The 17039-nt window shown below is 38.4% G+C and carries 14 protein-coding genes; 1 reads left to right on the top strand and 13 read right to left on the bottom strand.

Annotated elements, in window-relative coordinates; genetic code table 11:
• Positions 1–44 precede the first annotated feature (44 nt).
• The 6 genes from pepF to nrdD form a co-directional block, all read right to left on the bottom strand.
• Complete coding sequence (pepF, locus tag FC32_RS06340; protein ID WP_025086640.1) at positions 45–1853, bottom strand: oligoendopeptidase F; 1809 nt, start codon at positions 1851–1853, stop codon at positions 45–47.
• Positions 1854–1925: 72 nt separating this feature from the next.
• Positions 1926–2894, bottom strand: coding sequence for a competence protein CoiA (locus FC32_RS06335; RefSeq protein WP_025086639.1), 969 nt, complete (start codon positions 2892–2894; stop codon positions 1926–1928).
• Positions 2895–2988: 94 nt separating this feature from the next.
• Positions 2989–3738, bottom strand: a complete 750-nt coding sequence (locus FC32_RS06330) for an adaptor protein MecA (RefSeq protein WP_025086638.1) — start codon at positions 3736–3738, stop codon at positions 2989–2991.
• A 134-nt stretch (positions 3739–3872) separates the two neighbouring features.
• Positions 3873–4271 carry a transcriptional regulator SpxA gene (gene spxA, locus FC32_RS06325; protein ID WP_025086637.1) on the bottom strand — a complete coding sequence of 133 codons (399 nt, stop codon included), beginning with the start codon at positions 4269–4271 and terminating at the stop codon, positions 3873–3875.
• 338 nt (positions 4272–4609) lie between these two features.
• Positions 4610–5287, bottom strand: a complete 678-nt coding sequence (gene nrdG, locus FC32_RS06320; protein ID WP_025086636.1) for an anaerobic ribonucleoside-triphosphate reductase activating protein — start codon at positions 5285–5287, stop codon at positions 4610–4612.
• The gene (gene nrdD, locus FC32_RS06315) at positions 5280–7436 is read right to left on the bottom strand and encodes an anaerobic ribonucleoside-triphosphate reductase (protein WP_056957331.1); all 2157 of its coding nucleotides are present in this window, start codon (positions 7434–7436) and stop codon (positions 5280–5282) included. The genes nrdG and nrdD overlap by 8 nt, the downstream gene beginning before the upstream one ends.
• Before the next feature lie 369 nt (positions 7437–7805).
• Between nrdD and FC32_RS06310 the strand changes: the two genes are divergently transcribed.
• Positions 7806–8402 carry a TIGR01440 family protein gene (locus FC32_RS06310; protein WP_025086635.1) on the top strand — a complete coding sequence of 199 codons (597 nt, stop codon included), beginning with the start codon at positions 7806–7808 and terminating at the stop codon, positions 8400–8402.
• A 72-nt stretch (positions 8403–8474) separates the two neighbouring features.
• Here FC32_RS06310 and smpB read toward each other — a convergent pair whose 3' ends face one another.
• The 7 genes from smpB to FC32_RS06275 all read right to left on the bottom strand — a co-directional run bounded on the left by smpB (position 8475) and on the right by FC32_RS06275 (position 16943).
• Positions 8475–8942: an SsrA-binding protein SmpB gene (gene smpB, locus FC32_RS06305; protein WP_025086634.1), complete on the bottom strand. Its 468-nt coding sequence runs from the start codon at positions 8940–8942 to the stop codon at positions 8475–8477.
• Between the two features lie 21 nt (positions 8943–8963).
• The gene (gene rnr / locus FC32_RS06300; RefSeq protein WP_025086633.1) at positions 8964–11336 is read right to left on the bottom strand and encodes a ribonuclease R; all 2373 of its coding nucleotides are present in this window, start codon (positions 11334–11336) and stop codon (positions 8964–8966) included.
• A gap of 128 nt (positions 11337–11464) precedes the next feature.
• On the bottom strand, positions 11465–11701 hold the full coding sequence (gene secG, locus FC32_RS06295) for a preprotein translocase subunit SecG (protein ID WP_025086632.1): 237 nt from the start codon (positions 11699–11701) through the stop codon (positions 11465–11467).
• A gap of 79 nt (positions 11702–11780) precedes the next feature.
• Positions 11781–13328 (bottom strand): ClC family H(+)/Cl(-) exchange transporter, encoded by a 1548-nt coding sequence (locus tag FC32_RS06290; RefSeq protein WP_025086631.1) that lies wholly within the window; start codon positions 13326–13328, stop codon positions 11781–11783.
• Between the two features lie 137 nt (positions 13329–13465).
• Positions 13466–14791: a phosphopyruvate hydratase gene (gene eno / locus FC32_RS06285; RefSeq protein ID WP_025086630.1), complete on the bottom strand. Its 1326-nt coding sequence runs from the start codon at positions 14789–14791 to the stop codon at positions 13466–13468.
• Positions 14792–14910: 119 nt separating this feature from the next.
• The gene (tpiA, locus tag FC32_RS06280) at positions 14911–15666 is read right to left on the bottom strand and encodes a triose-phosphate isomerase (protein ID WP_025086629.1); all 756 of its coding nucleotides are present in this window, start codon (positions 15664–15666) and stop codon (positions 14911–14913) included.
• An 83-nt stretch (positions 15667–15749) separates the two neighbouring features.
• The gene (locus tag FC32_RS06275; protein WP_025086628.1) at positions 15750–16943 is read right to left on the bottom strand and encodes a phosphoglycerate kinase; all 1194 of its coding nucleotides are present in this window, start codon (positions 16941–16943) and stop codon (positions 15750–15752) included.
• Positions 16944–17039: the final 96 nt, after the last annotated feature.

The following is a 17039-nucleotide window of genomic DNA, read 5'->3' as shown; positions in this document are numbered from 1 at the left end:
ATTTCTCAAAAAAGAGAAACTTACCTGTTTTTTATTTTATCCAATTAGACGGTCAATAAACTGTTCAACTCCGCTAAGCGCTCAGCAAACACTTTAAAAGCTTTTTCTAGATATTGCCCATTTGTCATATCTACCCCAGCTTTTTTCATAACTTCAAGTGGTGCTTTAGAACAACCAGCTTTTAAATAATCTAAGTAAGCTTTGGTATGCTCTGGATCTTCATCCAAAATGCGTGTTGCTAAAGTTGCAGCAGCCCCAAAACCAGTGGCATATTGATAAACGTAGAAATTGTAATAAAAATGAGGGATCCTTGCCCATTCAAAAGCAATTTGTTCATCATTCTCAACACTTGGGCCATAATAATGTGCATTTAATTTACCATAAAAATCAGAAATCATATCTGCAGTCAATGGCACCTGCTTAGCATCTTGTTCGTGTAACCAAGCTTCAAATTCAGCAAATTGGGTTTGGCGGTAAACCGTTCCTTTAAAGCCATCCAAATAGTGATTCAAGACATATGCCCGCACTTTAGGATCAGTTTGAGTTTCTAGCAAGTACTGCGTCAATAGATTTTCATTAGTTGTCGAAGCAATTTCTGCCACAAAAATCGAATAATCACCATATTGATAAGGTTGATTTTGGCGTGTATAGTAGCTATGCATTGAGTGACCCATTTCATGCACTAAGGTAAATAAGTTATCCAGTGTATCTTGCCAATTAAGTAAAATATATGGTGCAGTGTCATAGGCACCACCTGAGTAGGCCCCGCTACGTTTGCCAGCATTAGCAACCACATCGATCCAACGTTTATCAAAAGCTTCACTTACATGTTTTAAATAATCTTCCCCTAAGACACTAAGCGCTTCAAGCGCCATTTGCTTAGCTTCTTCATACGTAAAAGTCAACGTTGGTTCACCAGTTAGTGGCGTGTACATATCATACATGTGCAATTCATCAAGTTGTAAGACTTGCTTGCGTAAAGCCACGTATTGGTGCAATAACGGTAGATTCTCATTTACAGTTTTGACCAATGTATCGTAAACAGCTACTGGGATCTCATTTTGTGCTAAAGCTGCTTCTTTGGCACTTTGATAGTGACGGATCTGTGCTGAGAAATTATGCTTACGTACATGAGCAGCCAAAGTCGTCGCAAACGTATGTCTAAATTGGTGATAAACTTCGTATAACTTTTCAAAAGCTTCTTTACGAACTCGGCGATCGGTCGACTCTAACAACGTACCGTAAACACCGTTTGAAAGTTCTACTTGTTCTTCTTTTTCGTTTGTCACGATCGGAAACTTCAAATCGGCATTGTTTAAAACTTCAAAAACATTTGAAGCATTCGCCAAGATATCACTGGCACCAGCTAACAAAGATTCTTCTTGTTCACTTAAAACATGTGCACGTAACCGCGTCCAATCATTGATCAAGGTTCGATATTGGTCTAACTTGGGCTCATTTGTGAAATAAGTAGCTAATGTCTGGGGATCAAGTGCTAATAACTCCGGTTGGAACCAAGCAGTTGCGGTTGATACATCCGCCAGTAATTTTTGCACCCGTGACATTAACGCCTGATACTTAGCTTCGGCTGTGTCTTGGTCATTTTTCATGCTAGCATAAACATAGACAACTTCTAAGGTCCGTTCTAAAGCTAATAATTCCTCTAAAGCGACTAAGAGCGCATTTGCACTTTCACCCAGAGTTCCCTTAAACTTGTTAAATTCACGTGCTTTTTGCGCAACTTCGCTAAATTTTGCTTCAAATTCAGCATCATTTTTAAAGATTTTTTCTAAGTCCCACGTTAATTCAACGGCAACTTCTTCTCTTTTTGGTAAACGTTTGACTGCTGCCATCCGCCACACCTCATTTCTTCTTAGTGCCTTAATTTTAGAAATTTTTATCTGGAATTGCAACCCCTTTCGTACTTATTTCAAAAAAAGGCGACAAATATCCATTAAAATAAAGGTTTCACTATTTAAAAAAGCCAGCTGGTACCCAAAATTTTGGGCTATTTTTTTCACATCAACATTTTCATTAACTACCAAAGCTTGCGCATGCCACCAAAATAAAGCTTTGCAATAAATCGGACTATATGGGATAAAATTTAAACCTCTCGCAATAATTTCATCCAAATTAGCTTGCTTTACATATGCTGTTTTTTGTAAAGAAAACATTTCTCCGCGTGAATAATAACGCATTTTTTGCAATACACGTAACTGATGCATGTGATCATTTGGTAAGACCATCGGAACATAGGTCAGCTGATAGCTTTTAAAAAATGACCTTAATTGTAAAAAATCACTAGTATACCAACGTAAATATCTAAGTGGTAAAAAATCAACCATTTGAAGCTGATAAGCAACTTCAATTCTTTTTTGAACTACATCAACATAAATCAAATAAAAACCGCGCACAGCTGACCAATTAAGAAATTGAGCTATTTTTTGAGTCATTCTTTTGCCTAGCCGATAGTTCTTTTTGCCTAAAAACCAAAAGAAAGCTAGACCTTGCTGACGATAACCAGTCGAACGCTCAGATAGTTTGTCATAGGTTAAAGGCGCACACTGAAATTCTACGGCTAAGTTTTTATTAGCTTTTCTAAAAACCAGTAGATCAGGACGCTGTTTTAGTTCACTAAGATACGCTTCAAGTTCTACATGGTCGTAATATTTAGCAAAAAAAGCCAGTAAAAATTTTTTACCTTGTAAATGTTCACCTGTTTCACCTTCACTAAAGGCCAAACAAGCTGTTCTCATATGGGCAAAATGGGGTAAATTATGCCTTCCTTGTCGTAAAATAAGTAATTTTTTACATTGCGGACAATAATAAGTCATATTTTTATCCGCCTGATTTGCAGCAACTAATTTTTTATCTCCTGTAATTCCATAAAACATCACGTTCATCCCCTTCACTAAGTAAATACGCAGTAAAAGGAATAATTCATTTAAAAAAAAGCAACTATGCAAAATATGCATAGTTGCCTAAAATTTAGCCAAAATGATAACGTGCTAGCTCAAAGGCAGCATGTTCCATGAGACATTTTCCACGTTCTTTGACTACTGCAGATTCAAATTGCTCTTTTTTACCATATTCATAAACTAACGCCATTGCATCTTGAACATCAGCTGGTTCCATCTGATCAGCAAAGAAAACTAGTTCAAGATAGTAAATACCATCGAGACTATATAGATTTGAGACTGTACTATCATAATTAAATGATTTTGCAAGTTGAATAAAATCTTCGAAGTCTGCAAAACTAACTAAATAACGATATTGCGAGTCTTTATCTGTATTCAAGTAACCCGAAACTCCATCTCCGTCATCAGTCAACGCAGGTGTTTGACGTTGATACTTCTCATTGTCTTCGGTCAGCTGTTTTCTAATATAATCAGCTAAATCGTTACCGATCCCCGCACCTGCAATGTTTAACTGTTGATCGTCTTGTCCACTTTTACTTGAAGCATTCCGTGGTAGTGAACTCGAACTTTCTGTCTTGTTTGGGTCAACCTTTGTGATAAACAATTCCAACCCATTTTGATTAGGGATCAATTGGAAAGTTACTGCATCATTATCACGAAATTCATGGTCTTTATCGACCTCTTCTAAAATGCTGAAAAAGAAATTTTCGATTTCTTTTTGATTACCAAGTAGATCCAGGACGGTGATGCCACGATCGGTCAAATCTTCAGTTCCGAGTAATACCCGAATAGTATTCTCATTAACCTTTTCCATTTCCATCTGTGATCCTCCCTTTCCTACTTAAATGCTCGCAAAAACACTTAATTTGCAACACTTATCATACCAAAAATTATCAAAAAAGACCACCCAAAAAACTTGAATGGTCTAATCTATAATGTATCTTATTATAAACTTTAGAAACCCGCTAATTCACGTGCACGTCGTAATTCGAGTGCTCGTACTTCGCGTGGAAGGAAACGACGAATTTCATCTTCGTTGTATCCGACTTGAAGTCTCTTTTCATCCATAATAATTGGTCGTCTTAACAGGCCGGGATGTGTTTGAACTAAATCGAGCAGTTCTTGCAATGGCATTTCTTCGATGTTGATATCTAATTCTTGATACGCCTTTGAACGTTTAGAAATAATTTCTTCTGTTCCATCTTCTGTCATTTGCAAAATTTGCTTGATCTCATCAATACTCAATGGTTCCGAAAAAATGTTTCTCTCACTATAAGAGATATCATGATTTTTAAGCCATGCACGTGCCTTGCGACATGACGTGCAACTTGGTGATGTGTATAAGGTAACCATATAAATCGCCCCTTCTTCATAAAACCTGGTGCAACCATACAATATATATCCTCATTCATTATTATACACCTATTTTAAAAAATTGATACCTTTTTTCTAAAAAATATCCTCGCTAACAATTTAGAAATTTTCTAAACTATTAACAAGGATACTATACTTTTAGTTATTTTATTAAAAAAATTTATTTATTCATCCCCATTAACGATAAGTTTCAAATTATACATAAATAAAAATCTATGAATTTAAATTCAAAAATGCCATAAATTCGTGTGTCGAAAATTGTGTTGTTCACAATATTCATAAGCTATATGCAATATCATAGCTTATTATTTTTATGTTTATCTTTCTAAACAATCCCAGATCACAACTTTATCAGCTGCTAAAGATTTTGGCACATCAATAATTCTTTGATTTGAACTACCACGGAACTGCAAGGTCAAATCTTTCAGATCTTCCATAAAACGTCCATCTACTAAAATATCAATTTTTGATAATAATTCTAGTTTATCCTCAGATTCAAGTTGCAATTCATCCCACGTATACCCTGTCCATGACCAAATATCCTTAGTATGACCATATTCTTTTCGAATTCGATCAACTAAACGTAAACAAACTTGGGTATTTAAAAATGGTTCGCCGCCTAGTAACGTTAACCCCTGAACATAATCTTGTCCAAGATCAGCAATAATTTGGTCTTCCAACTCTTGGGTATATAACGAACCATAATTAAAGCTTTGAGCAACTTTATTATAGCAACCTGGACAAGCAAACTTACAGCCACTAACATACAGACTACACCGGACACCTTCACCATCAACAAAGTTAAATGGCTTATAATCAGCGATCCGTAACTGACTTAGATCTTTGGCTAACCATTCTTGTGGTTTCGGATTTTTGGGTTTACGTCGCGCTGGTTTCTTGGGTTCTTTACGTGCTGTTTCTTTGATTTGATCAGCTTCAACAAAAGCTGTATCACCACCAACCGTGATCCGTAACATAGAATCACCTTTACTCATCAAAAACCATCCCCGGTCCAATATTTTTAGCGCGTGAAGCAATTTCAGCATGGCGTCCATGCACCATTGGACGTTGTAATGGATTACCTAAATAACCACAAGTCCGCTTAACACAATCACAAGTCTTAGGGTCATGGTTACCACAATCAGGACATTCAAAGCCCCGCGCAGTTGCCTTAAATTCACCTTCAAAGCCACACTTATAACAATGGTCAATTGGCGTGTTAGTCCCCAAATACCCAACTTTATCATACGCAAAATCCCAAACTGCTTCTAAAGCCTTAGGATTTTGACGCAAGTTAGGATATTCACAATAATGAATAAAACCACCCGCAGCGTACTTAGGGTAATCCATTTCAAATTGTAATTTTTCAAATGGGGTTGGGTGTTTTCGAACATCATAGTGGAAACTATTAGTATAGTAATCCTTATCCGTGATGTCTTTTACCTCACCAAAACGCTCTGTATCTAACTTACAGAAACGATCCGTTAAAGATTCACTTGGAGTTGAATAGACACTAAAATGATAGCCACTTTCTTTAGACCAAACTAGACAAGCATCATGTAGTTGTTTGACGATCTCTAACGTAAAATCATGAGCTTCTTTATTGTGTTCCCAATTTGGACCATAAAATGTTGTACCAACTTCGTAAAGACCAATATAGCCGATCGAAACCGTTGCGCGTTCATTTTTGAAAAGCTTAGAAACATCTTCACCTGGCTTTAAACGTTGACCAAATGCACCGTATTGATATAGGATCGGCGCGTTTTCTGGCACAGCGTCTAACACGCGATTGACCTTAAAGTCTAGTGCCGTTTTACATACTTGAAGCTTATCATTAAAAATCTTCCAAAAGAGAGCCTTATCACCTTTTGATTCTAAAGCGATCCGTGGTAGATTCAAGGTAACCACACCTAAGTTCATGCGCCCCGAATTTACTTCACTGCCTTGTTCATCTTTCCAGCCTTGTAAAAATGAACGACATCCCATTGGTGCTTTAAAACTCCCCGTCAATTCCTTGATTTTATCGTACATCAAAACATCAGGATACATCCGCTTAGTAGCACACTCAACGGCTAGTTGTTTAATATCGTAATTAGGATCCCCTGGTTTTAAATTGAGACCTTTTTTGATCGTAAAGACTAATTTAGGAAAAATAGCAGTCCGTTTTTCACGTCCCAAACCACCGATCCGAATTTTTAGAATGGACTTTTGAATCTCACGTGAGATCCATGACGTTCCTAAACCAAAACCTAACGTTGTAAAAGGTGTTTGACCTTGCGAAGAAAAGAGCGTGTTGATTTCGTATTCTAAGGCTTGCATTGCATCATAGATATCTTTTTTAGTCCGCTTTTTAGCGAATTCTTCTTGCTTTGCAGGGTCTTCGATATATTCTTTTGATTCAGCTAAATGCTTCTCATAATTCTTCATTGCAAAGGGTTCTAATACTTCATCGATTCGGTCAGCCGAACACCCACCATACTGACTTGAAGCCACATTAGCAATGATCTGTGACATTTGTGCTGTAGCTGTTTGGATCGAATGTGGACTTTCAACTTCGGCATTGCCGATCTTAAACCCATTCGTTAACATTTCTTTAAAGTCGATCAAACAACAGTTAGTCATGGGACTCCATGGTGTATAGTCAAGATCATGGTAGTGAATATCACCGCGTAAATGAGCTTTAGCCACGTGTTTAGGCATCATACGTAGTCCTAACGTTTTTCCCACAGTTCCAGCAGTTAGGTCGCGTTGCGTGTTAAAAACATTGCTATCTTTATTGGCATTTTCATGCACTAAGCTTGGATCTTTAGATTGGAGACGACTCAAACGGACTGCTGGATCAGTTTGTTTAGCCCAGTCTTCTTCGTCAAGTTTATGTACAGTAATAAATGCAGTTGCTTCTTTTTCATAACCATGCTTTTTTAAAACGGAAAGCAACTCATCATAGATCACTGTCGTTTTAACAACTTGAGCATGACCGAGTTTTTTTAATAACTCAACTAAAATAGTTTCACTTTGGTCAGCAAGACCTAACTTAGCCAAAACAGTTTCTAATTTATAAAGTCCAAATGGCACCTCATAACCATCCGTTTTGATCACCATTTTTGGCAACTTATATTTTTGATAGTTTTCAACTTGCATCATAACCTTCAGATCCCTTCTAAAGATAGTCTTTAAATTGAAAATGAACCACGATTTTTCATCCTATCATGGTCCACTTGTTTCAACATACTAACTATCTAACTCAATATACTATCTATCTTTAAATACATAATAATTCCTTAACCACTTTATATGATATAACCATTTGCTTTTAAACACAACATATAGTGTTTGGTTTCACAAAGCTGTACTATATATATTGAAAACAATATAACCAAAACGAAGTGCGTCTTTATCAAAAAAATAAGCACTCAAGTGGCTGTGAAACTTTTTTAAAGGATTTTTCTTTGTCTCAAATTCTTGGTATATAATGAAATATGAACTAATTAATAAAAAGTAAGGATGGTTTTTATGCAAACAGATGAATTAAAAACAATTTCTAACCAAATCAAGACCGGCTTGACCGAATTTTTGGAGCAAGCTGATTTTAAAAAACACGAACTCTTTGTACTTGGTTGTAGCACCAGCGAGATCCAAGGCAAAAAAATCGGAAAATATTCAAATTTAGACGTTGGTCGCACAGTGATCGAAACAGTTACTTCAGTTTTAGAACCACTCCAAATCGATCTTGCAGTGCAAGGCTGTGAACATCTAAACCGTGCCTTAGCCATGGAAAGAGAAGTTGCAGAAAACCATGGCTTCGAAATCGTTTCCGTTTGCCCTAGCCTTCATGCTGGTGGTGCTACTCAAGTTGCGGCCTTTGAACACTTCAATGATCCGGTTGAAGTTGAACACGTCATTGCAAAAGGTGGGATGGATATTGGTGATACCGCAATCGGGATGCACGTTAAATTTGTTCAGATCCCTGTCAGAACATCGATCAAAGAAGTCGGTGATGCACATGTTACTTATTTGAGTTCACGACCTAAATTGATCGGTGGTGAAAGAGCCGTTTATCGCTTTGAAAACTTAAACCAACAAGTTGATCCACTGAATCCTCTTGCTTAAAAATAAAATACCCCCTAGGTTAGATTTTTGGTCCAACTTAGGGGGTATTTTTAAGCTTTTACTCACTATTTTCTAGCCATAATTTTTTAAAGTTCTGCGAATTTCACGTTCTTGGTCACGCCGTTTAATCGTTTCACGTTTATCATAGTTATGTTTACCTTGAGCGATTCCAAGTAAAACTTTTGCAAAACCATTTTTTAAATAGACCTTTAGTGGGACTAAAGTGATCCCTTTTCCACTTGTTTCTTCCGCTAAGCGCATGATTTGCTTTTTGTGCAACAATAACTTGCGATTTCGTAAAGGATCGTGGTTAAACCGATTCCCTTGCGTATACTCAGAAATATGCACGTTCATTAACCATGCCTCACCATTTTTGATTTGAGCAAAACCATCTTTTAAATTGATTCTGCCGGCACGCACTGACTTGATCTCAGTCCCAGTCAAGGCGATCCCTGCTTCAATGGTATCTAAGATATAGTAATCATGACTTGCCTTGCGATTTTGGGCTAAAGGTCGGTCCTTTTGTACTTGTTTGGCCATTTACTTCAGTCCTTTTTAAAATTATTTACGTTCACGTCTTTTTTTATAAAATGGTTTACGCCCATTTTGATTTTGTGAATTACGTTTGTGGTCACGTGGACGTTTACTATGCTTTTTATATGGACGTTTTGGACCACGTTTATCACCATTTTTACGGTCAAATTTCTTACGTGGTGGCATTTCTGGCAATTCAACCCCGTCTAAAAGATCTGTTTTTGGTGCTTCACCTAAATTCAATAATTTAAAATCGATCTCTTTTTGCTCAGCATTAACGTTAACTAATTTTACTTTGATCGGTTGTCCAATACGGTAAGTTTGCTTTGTCTTACGTCCGACCAAGGCCATTTGTTTTTCAACAAAGACATAGTAGTCGTCATTGATCTCACTGATATGGATCAAACCTTCGACCGTATTTGGTAGTTCAACAAACATCCCGAACTTCGTAACTGAACTTACGACCGCATCAAATTCTTCACCCACATGATCAGCCATATATTCGGCTTTTTTCATTGCATCGGTATCACGTTCGGCATCAATTGCTCGTCTTTCGGCTTGTGAGCTATGTTGGCTGACTTCTGGCAACTGTGTTTGGAATTTAGCTTGGCTATTTTCCCCGATCCCATTGTCAGCATAATAGTGGATCATCCGGTGTGCCATCAAGTCAGGATAACGTCTGATTGGTGAAGTAAAGTGGGTGTAATCTTTTGCTGCTAAACCAAAGTGACCTAATGGTTCTGGCGAATATTTAGCTTGTTGCATCGAACGCAATAACATTACTGAAACCATTGGCTCTTCTGGCTTACCTGCGACTTTTTTCAAAATACCTTGTAGCATTTTTGGTTGAATATCACTGAGTTTCCCAGTTACTTCTACTCCTAGGCCCGAAAGCATTTCAAAGAATGATTTGATTTTTTCTTCTTTTGGTGTTTCGTGGATCCGGTAAATGAATGGCACGTTTAGATTTTTATAATGAGCTGCAACAGTTTCATTTGCAGCCAACATAAAGGATTCGATCATCCGTTCACTTGTACCACGTTGACGCAATTGGATATCGATCGCATGACCTTTTTCATCGACAATGATTTTAGCTTCAGTATCTTCAAATTCGATGGCACCACGACGTTTACGCATTTTAAGCAAAATTTTATGCAATTCGCCCATTTCCTTAAACATCGGTACAAGATCAGCATAGCGTTCCTTAGCCTTTTGGTCGTCTGCTTCTAAGATTTTGTTGATTGCCTTATAAGTCATCCGTTCAGTTGTTTTGATCACACTTGGGAAAATTTCGTGGGAAACAACCTTACCTTCCGGATCGATCTCCATTTCACAAGTTAAGGCCAAACGTTCAACTTTAGGATTCAAAGAACAGATCCCATTAGAAAGCTTAGCCGGAATCATTGGAATAACACGGTCTGTTAAATAAACCGAGGTTCCACGTTCAAAAGCTTCCCGATCCAACGGAGTATTAGGGGTAACATAGTGTGACACATCCGCAATATGAACCCCCAAATGGTAATTGCCGTTAGCTAATTTACGGACACTGACCGCATCATCCAAGTCTTTTGATTCGATACTGTCGATCGTGACCATTGGTTCATCTGTTAAATCGCGCCGCCCAACTTTTTCAGCTTCCGTTACATGATCAGGAATATCTGCAATTTGTTCCATCACATCGTCTGGGAAAGTATGCGGAATATCATGTTGATAAACGATTTGTAAAATATCGATCCCTGGATCATTGACATTCCCAATGACTTTAGTTGCTACCCCTTTAATGATTCCTGGTAAATCACTACTTGGATAAGCTGTAATGTCAGCTAAGACGATTTCTCCGGGAACCGGCGAAAGTCCCTTGTCTTCTACTAGAAAACGATAATTGGATAACTTTTTATCTCGCAAGTGGATTGTTCCAATAATACCCGCAGGAAGGTTCTCATCTTCTGCCGCTTTAAATTCTCCCACTACTTGAGTTAAATTACGTTGTACAATTCCCGTAACTTTACCTTCAGGGCGTTTCCCGCTTGCAGGATCACCAGCCTCGATCATTTCAACCTCAACTTCATCCCCATTCAATGCAGAAAGAGTTTGCGTTGGATTGATAAAATAATCTGGCTCTTCTGGATCGACCGTTACAAAGCCAAAGCCCCGATCATTTGCATGAAAAATCCCCGTAAAACGTTGCACTGGTTCTTCTTTTACAATTGCAAAAGAACCTTCATCGTCCAACTTGATGACCTTATCGTGTTCAAGTTGTGCGACTGCTTGCACAACAAAATTAAATTGGCCCGCCTTATTCATCTCTAATTTATCTGCTAGTTCTTGTACTGTGAATTTTTTATCAGGTTCACTTTCCATATAATTTACAAGTGATTCTTTTATTTTTTCTTTTTCCATTTATATCCTCATCATTTCGAAATAATTAACACTCATCACTGTTATACCACATCTGCTAACTAAAAAGCGACTAATACACTGAAAAAAGCCCCCTGTTTTTATTATGCAGGAGGCTTTACTATTTGGAGCTAGCGTGCTGAAATATATACTAAAGCTAATGAAAGCGCAAAGAAGATAATTCCTAAAACAGCTGTGACTCTTTGCATAAACGCTTCAAAGCCCCGTGGTTTTTGTTTGCTGAATAACTCAGTTGCTCCACCTGATAAAGCTGATGAGGCATTATCAGTTTTAGCCGGTTGCATTAAGACAGCAACGATGATCAAAACAGCAACGATCAGCAATAATGTTAAGAGTATATTGTACAAAGTATGTACCTCCTTACCCGCTATGGTAAACTACATCTACTATAATTTAGCATATCTAACAGAAATTTTCCAGTCACAATTAAGCTGACATTTTTTGTAATGCCGTCCGCACCGCCTGTACTTGCTCATTTGCAACTAAAATGAGCAACGTATCTCCCGCTTTAAGTACAGTTTTACCGTGAGCCAACATTTCTTTTTCCCCTCTGCGCACTGCTAAAACTAGACATTCTTTAGGCCAATTTATTTGAGAGATCATTTTATCTTGTAATTTTGAACCAACAAAAATTGGCCATTCCAATTGATCTTTTTGCTGTTCACCTGTCAAAAGCGCTTGTTGCCCCCGATGTTTCACTAAATTTTCTAGCATTGCTTCATAGATCGGGCGTCCATGTAACATATCAAAAACTGCATACGCTGTTAACGACACTAAAGCTAACGGCATTAAATGTTCCAAGGTCCCGACCATCTCAGTTACAAGCAAAATAGCGGTAAAAGGCGCTTTTCCAATACAAGCAAAATAACCTGCCATCGCATAAATTATGCAATTGACCAATACCCCACTTGATAAAATTCCCAGCTGAAAGGCAACCGCCCAATAAATCGCTCCTAGAAGCGAACCAAGTGTTAAGATCGGTAAAAAGATCCCTCCAGGTAGACTTGAGCCATATGATAAAACAGAAAAACACAGTCGCAGTGCAAATAACCCAACTAAGATCATAAGTGAGTAATTTGCCTGTGCTAGCCCAGTAATCAAATGATTACCACCACCAAGCGTTTGAGGCCAAAAATACCCGATAAAAAATAATAAGATCAACGGAATCACCCCATAAAAACGTGGTGACAAAAATTTTATTTTTTGATAGAGACGACCACAATTTAACGTTAAATATTCGTATAGTAGACCAAAACAGCCTAAAAGAACACCAAGCACAATTAATTGCCAATAATCACTGATTGGAAAAGAATGTTCTTGCGGCATATAAAGAACTGGCTTTAAGCCAAAAAAGTTAAGTGAGACAAAGTTTGCGGTAACAGCAGCTGCTAATGAAGTCGTCCAAATAAAAGGTGAAAAATTATGGTAGACTTCTTCTACCACAAATAAAGAGGCTGCGATCGGGGCATTAAATGCTGAAGCCAAACCAGCTGCAGCCCCTCCGGCAATTAGGCAACGTTTTTTAGTCGAACTTAAATGTAGATACTCGGCTACCCCTTGACCGACACTTGCTCCCAATTGGATCGATGGACCTTCCCGGCCTAAATAAAGTCCTGAGCCGATCGATAGTACGCCACCGATCCACTTACGCCATAAAACTGACCACCAATTTAGCGATAAAACACTTGCTAACTGTCCTTCAACTTGTGGGATCCCCGAACCACTAATATTGGGTTCAGATTTTAAAAAGTGGGCATTGACCCCCAAAACAAGCAAAAAGAATAAAAGTAAAATCATGCCTGGCATTACCCCACTTTTCCAGGCTAAAAACAAGTGCTGAACGGTCGTTAAGATCGTTTCGATCGCTAAGCGAAAAAAACTTACCACTAGCCCTGAAATGACCCCAACTAACGCACCACGCAAAATAAATTTAACACGAATAAAGTTTAGCTTTTTTAAATTATTTAATATCATCTTGATTCACCTAAAATTATATTCAGTTGTTTCCCCAAAATTAACAAATATGTAAAAAGAAAAGAGACCTGCCTAAACAGATCTCTTCTCTAAATAGTAGCTAAGCTACAAGATAATTAAGTCAATCAATCAACTAATTATTTTTCTTCGATAGCTTGACGAGCTTGTTCGCTCAAGTTGTAGAAGGAGTTGATGCCTTTGTATTCAGCAACACCACTTGTTAATTGATCTTCGATACGCATTAATTGGTTGTACTTAGCGATACGGTCTGTACGGCTCATAGAACCTGTCTTGATTTGGCCTGCGTTTGTAGCAACAACCAAGTCAGCAATTGTTGTATCTTCTGTTTCACCAGAACGGTGGGAAACGATAGCTGTGTAACCAGCTTCCTTAGCCATTTCGATAGCTTCAAAAGTTTCTGTCAAAGTACCGATTTGGTTAACTTTGATCAAGATGGAGTTAGCACAACCCATGCGGATACCTTTAGCTAAGTATTGTGTGTTTGTAACGAAGAAGTCGTCACCAACCAATTGAACTTTCTTACCAAGTTCAGCTGTGATTTCTTTCCAGTCATCCCAGTTGTTTTCGTCGATAGGATCTTCAATTGAGATGATTGGGTATTTAGCAACTAAACCTTCAAGGTACTTGATGAATTCAGCAGTTGTGAATTCTTCACCAGTTGACCAACGAAGTTTGTACTTGCCTGTTTCGCCATCCCAAAGTTCGGAAGAAGCAACGTCGATAGCGATAGAGATATCTTTACCTGGCTTGTAACCAGCAGCTTCGATAGCTTTGATCAAGTATTGTAATGGTTCTTCGTTGTTAGCAAAGTCAGGTGCAAAACCACCTTCGTCACCAACAGAAGTTACCTTACCATCAGCTGCAAGAAGTTTTTGCAAGTTGTGGAATGTTTCAGAACCCATGCGTACAGCTTCTTTGATTGAAGAAGCACCAACAGGCATGATCATGAATTCTTGGAAGTCAACCTTGTTATCTGAGTGTGCACCACCGTTGATAACGTTCATCATTGGTGTTGGTAATACGTGTGCGTTTGTACCACCCATGTAGTTGTACAATGGCACTTGTAGTTCATCAGCAGCTGCACGAGCAACAGCGATGGAAACAGCCAAGATAGCGTTAGCACCAAGCTTACCTTTGTTTGGTGTACCGTCCAAAGCGATCATAGCTTTGTCGATTGCGATTTGGTCTGTTACTTCGTAGCCAACGATTTCTTTTGCGATAACATCATTTACATTAGCAACAGCTTTTGTAACACCTTTGCCCATGTAACGTGACTTGTCGCCGTCACGCAATTCAACAGCTTCGTGTTCACCTGTAGAAGCACCGGAAGGCACGATACCGCGACCAAAACCACCATCTTCTGTGTAAACTTCAGCTTCAACTGTTGGGTTGCCACGTGAGTCTAAGACTTCGCGAGCATAAATTTCTGTAATTGCAGACATAAAATATTACTCTCCTTTTAGTTTGATTGACTTTGAGAAATATTGTCCTCATCCATTATTTTAATGGTTTTAGACGGAACTTTCAATTGATTTTATGAAGGTCCAAGTAAAAATTAATCTTAGTCGTTGAAATTAACCAATTCCAAGTATGATTCAGGAACTAAAGAAGCCCCACCAACTAAACCACCATCGATGTTTGGTTTAGCCATTAATTCTTTAACGTTAGCAGGTTTTACAGAACCACCGTATTGGATACGTACCTTATCTGCTACGTCTTGGTCGTATAAATCAGCAACAGTCTTTCTTACAACTGCACAGATTTCTTCTGCTTGGTCAGATGTAGCTGTTTTACCTGTACCGATAGCCCAGATTGGTTCGTAAGCAATAACCAAGTTAGCAACTTGTTCTGCTGTTAAATCTTTAAGAGCAGCCTTAACTTGTGCTTCAACCCATTCTTCAGCCTTACCAGCTTCACGAGTTTCTAAAGATTCACCACAGCAAACGATTGGTGTCATGCCATTGTTAAAGATAGCATGTGCTTTTTTGTTGATGTCTTCATCTGTTTCATGGAAGTAATCGCGACGTTCTGAGTGACCGATGATTACATAGTCAACGCCCATTTCTTTCAATACTTTAGGTGAAGTTTCACCTGTAAAGGCACCTTCATCTTCAAAGTAGCAATTTTCAGCAGCCACTTTTAATTCAGAACCTTTAGCATTTTCTAATAATGCTGGTAAGTCAACAGCTGGAGCAGCGATAACTGCTTCTACTTCTGTTGCTTTTGGTAATTTATCTTTAACAGCTTTTACAAATTCCGCAGTTTGTTCTGGATTCATGTTCATCTTCCAGTTACCTGCAATAATTGGTGTACGCACAAAAATCATCCTTTCAAAGAAAATTGTTTAAACAAACTGGCAGGGGCAAATAACTTACCCCTGTCAGCTGTGATCAATGGTTATTATTTGTTGGAAACAGCAGCAATACCAGGAAGTGTCTTACCTTCAAGATATTCAAGTGAAGCGCCACCACCAGTAGAAATGTGTGTTAATTTTTCAGCAACGCCTAATTCATTAACAGCAGCTGTGGAGTCCCCACCACCGACGATTGTTGTTGCATCGGATAATGTACCTAAGAATTCACCAACGCCAAGTGTACCCTTAGCAAAGTTTGGCATTTCAAAGACACCCATAGGTCCGTTCCAAACAACTGTCTTAGCGTCTTTCAAGACATCTTTGAACAATTCAACTGATTTTGGTCCAATATCAAGAGCCATGTAGCCATCTTCAATATCGCCTTCAAATACTTTTGTAGGAGCATCATTGTTGAATTCTGTTGCGCATACGTTATCAACTGGTAACACGATCTTGTCGCCAGCTTTTGCAAGCAATTCTTTAGCTAAATCGATCTTGTCTTCTTCAACTAAAGAGTTACCGATCTTGATACCTTTAGCAGCGTAGAATGTGTATGTCATCCCACCACCAACGATGATCTTGTCAGCTTTGTCAAGTAAGTGTTCGATCACACCGATCTTGTCAGAAACTTTAGCACCACCTAAGATAGCAACAAATGGATGTTCTGGGGTGTCAACAGCTTCACCTAAGAACTTGATTTCTTTTTCTAATAAGAAACCAGCTGCTGCTTGGTCCATGTTACTTGCGATACCAACGTTAGAAGCATGTGCACGGTGAGCTGTACCAAATGCATCGTTAACGAATACATCGCCAAGAGATGCCCAGTACTTGCCAAGTTCTGGATCGTTACCAGATTCTTTCTTACCGTCTAAGTCTTCAAAACGTGTATTTTCAACAACTAAAACGTCGCCATCTTCCATTTCAGCGATAGCTTCTTCTAATTGTGCACCACGTGTAGCAGGTACAAATGTAACTTTCTTACCTAAAAGATCAGCTAAATGTTCTGCAACTGGACGTAAGGACAACTTAGCTTTGTCTTCTTCTGTTTTTACACGACCAAGGTGTGAGAACAAGATAGCCTTGCCACCGTTGTCTGTGATATATTTGATTGTTGGCAATGCTGCCTTAACACGGTTGTCGTCACCGATCACACCGTCTTTGATAGGAACATTAAAGTCAACACGAACTAAAACTTTTTTACCTTTAAGATCTTTTAAATCTGAAACAATAAGTTTAGACATAAAGTAACCCTCCATAAATTTTAAAAAATAAAAGGCGGAAGGAGTCTGCCTCCCCCCGCCTCATAACCTGCTTAACAAGTTAAAAATTAGCGTTTA

Source organism: Ligilactobacillus apodemi DSM 16634 = JCM 16172 (assembly GCF_001434405.1).
Taxonomy (GTDB): domain Bacteria; phylum Bacillota; class Bacilli; order Lactobacillales; family Lactobacillaceae; genus Ligilactobacillus; species Ligilactobacillus apodemi.
The sequence above is the reverse complement of the archived record's forward strand: the minus strand, read 5'-3'. Positions and strand labels throughout refer to the sequence as shown.

Coding starts and splice junctions, on each gene's coding strand:
- pepF (WP_025086640.1), bottom strand. CDS start 1,853: ATGGCAGCAGTCAAACGTTTACCAAAAAGAGAAGAAGTTGCCGTTGAA.
- FC32_RS06335 (WP_025086639.1), bottom strand. CDS start 2,894: ATGTTTTATGGAATTACAGGAGATAAAAAATTAGTTGCTGCAAATCAG.
- FC32_RS06330 (WP_025086638.1), bottom strand. CDS start 3,738: ATGGAAATGGAAAAGGTTAATGAGAATACTATTCGGGTATTACTCGGA.
- spxA (WP_025086637.1), bottom strand. CDS start 4,271: ATGGTTACCTTATACACATCACCAAGTTGCACGTCATGTCGCAAGGCA.
- nrdG (WP_025086636.1), bottom strand. CDS start 5,287: ATGAGTAAAGGTGATTCTATGTTACGGATCACGGTTGGTGGTGATACA.
- nrdD (WP_056957331.1), bottom strand. CDS start 7,436: ATGATGCAAGTTGAAAACTATCAAAAATATAAGTTGCCAAAAATGGTG.
- FC32_RS06310 (WP_025086635.1), top strand. CDS start 7,806: ATGCAAACAGATGAATTAAAAACAATTTCTAACCAAATCAAGACCGGC.
- smpB (WP_025086634.1), bottom strand. CDS start 8,942: ATGGCCAAACAAGTACAAAAGGACCGACCTTTAGCCCAAAATCGCAAG.
- rnr (WP_025086633.1), bottom strand. CDS start 11,336: ATGGAAAAAGAAAAAATAAAAGAATCACTTGTAAATTATATGGAAAGT.
- FC32_RS06290 (WP_025086631.1), bottom strand. CDS start 13,328: ATGATATTAAATAATTTAAAAAAGCTAAACTTTATTCGTGTTAAATTT.
- eno (WP_025086630.1), bottom strand. CDS start 14,791: ATGTCTGCAATTACAGAAATTTATGCTCGCGAAGTCTTAGACTCACGT.
- FC32_RS06275 (WP_025086628.1), bottom strand. CDS start 16,943: ATGTCTAAACTTATTGTTTCAGATTTAAAAGATCTTAAAGGTAAAAAA.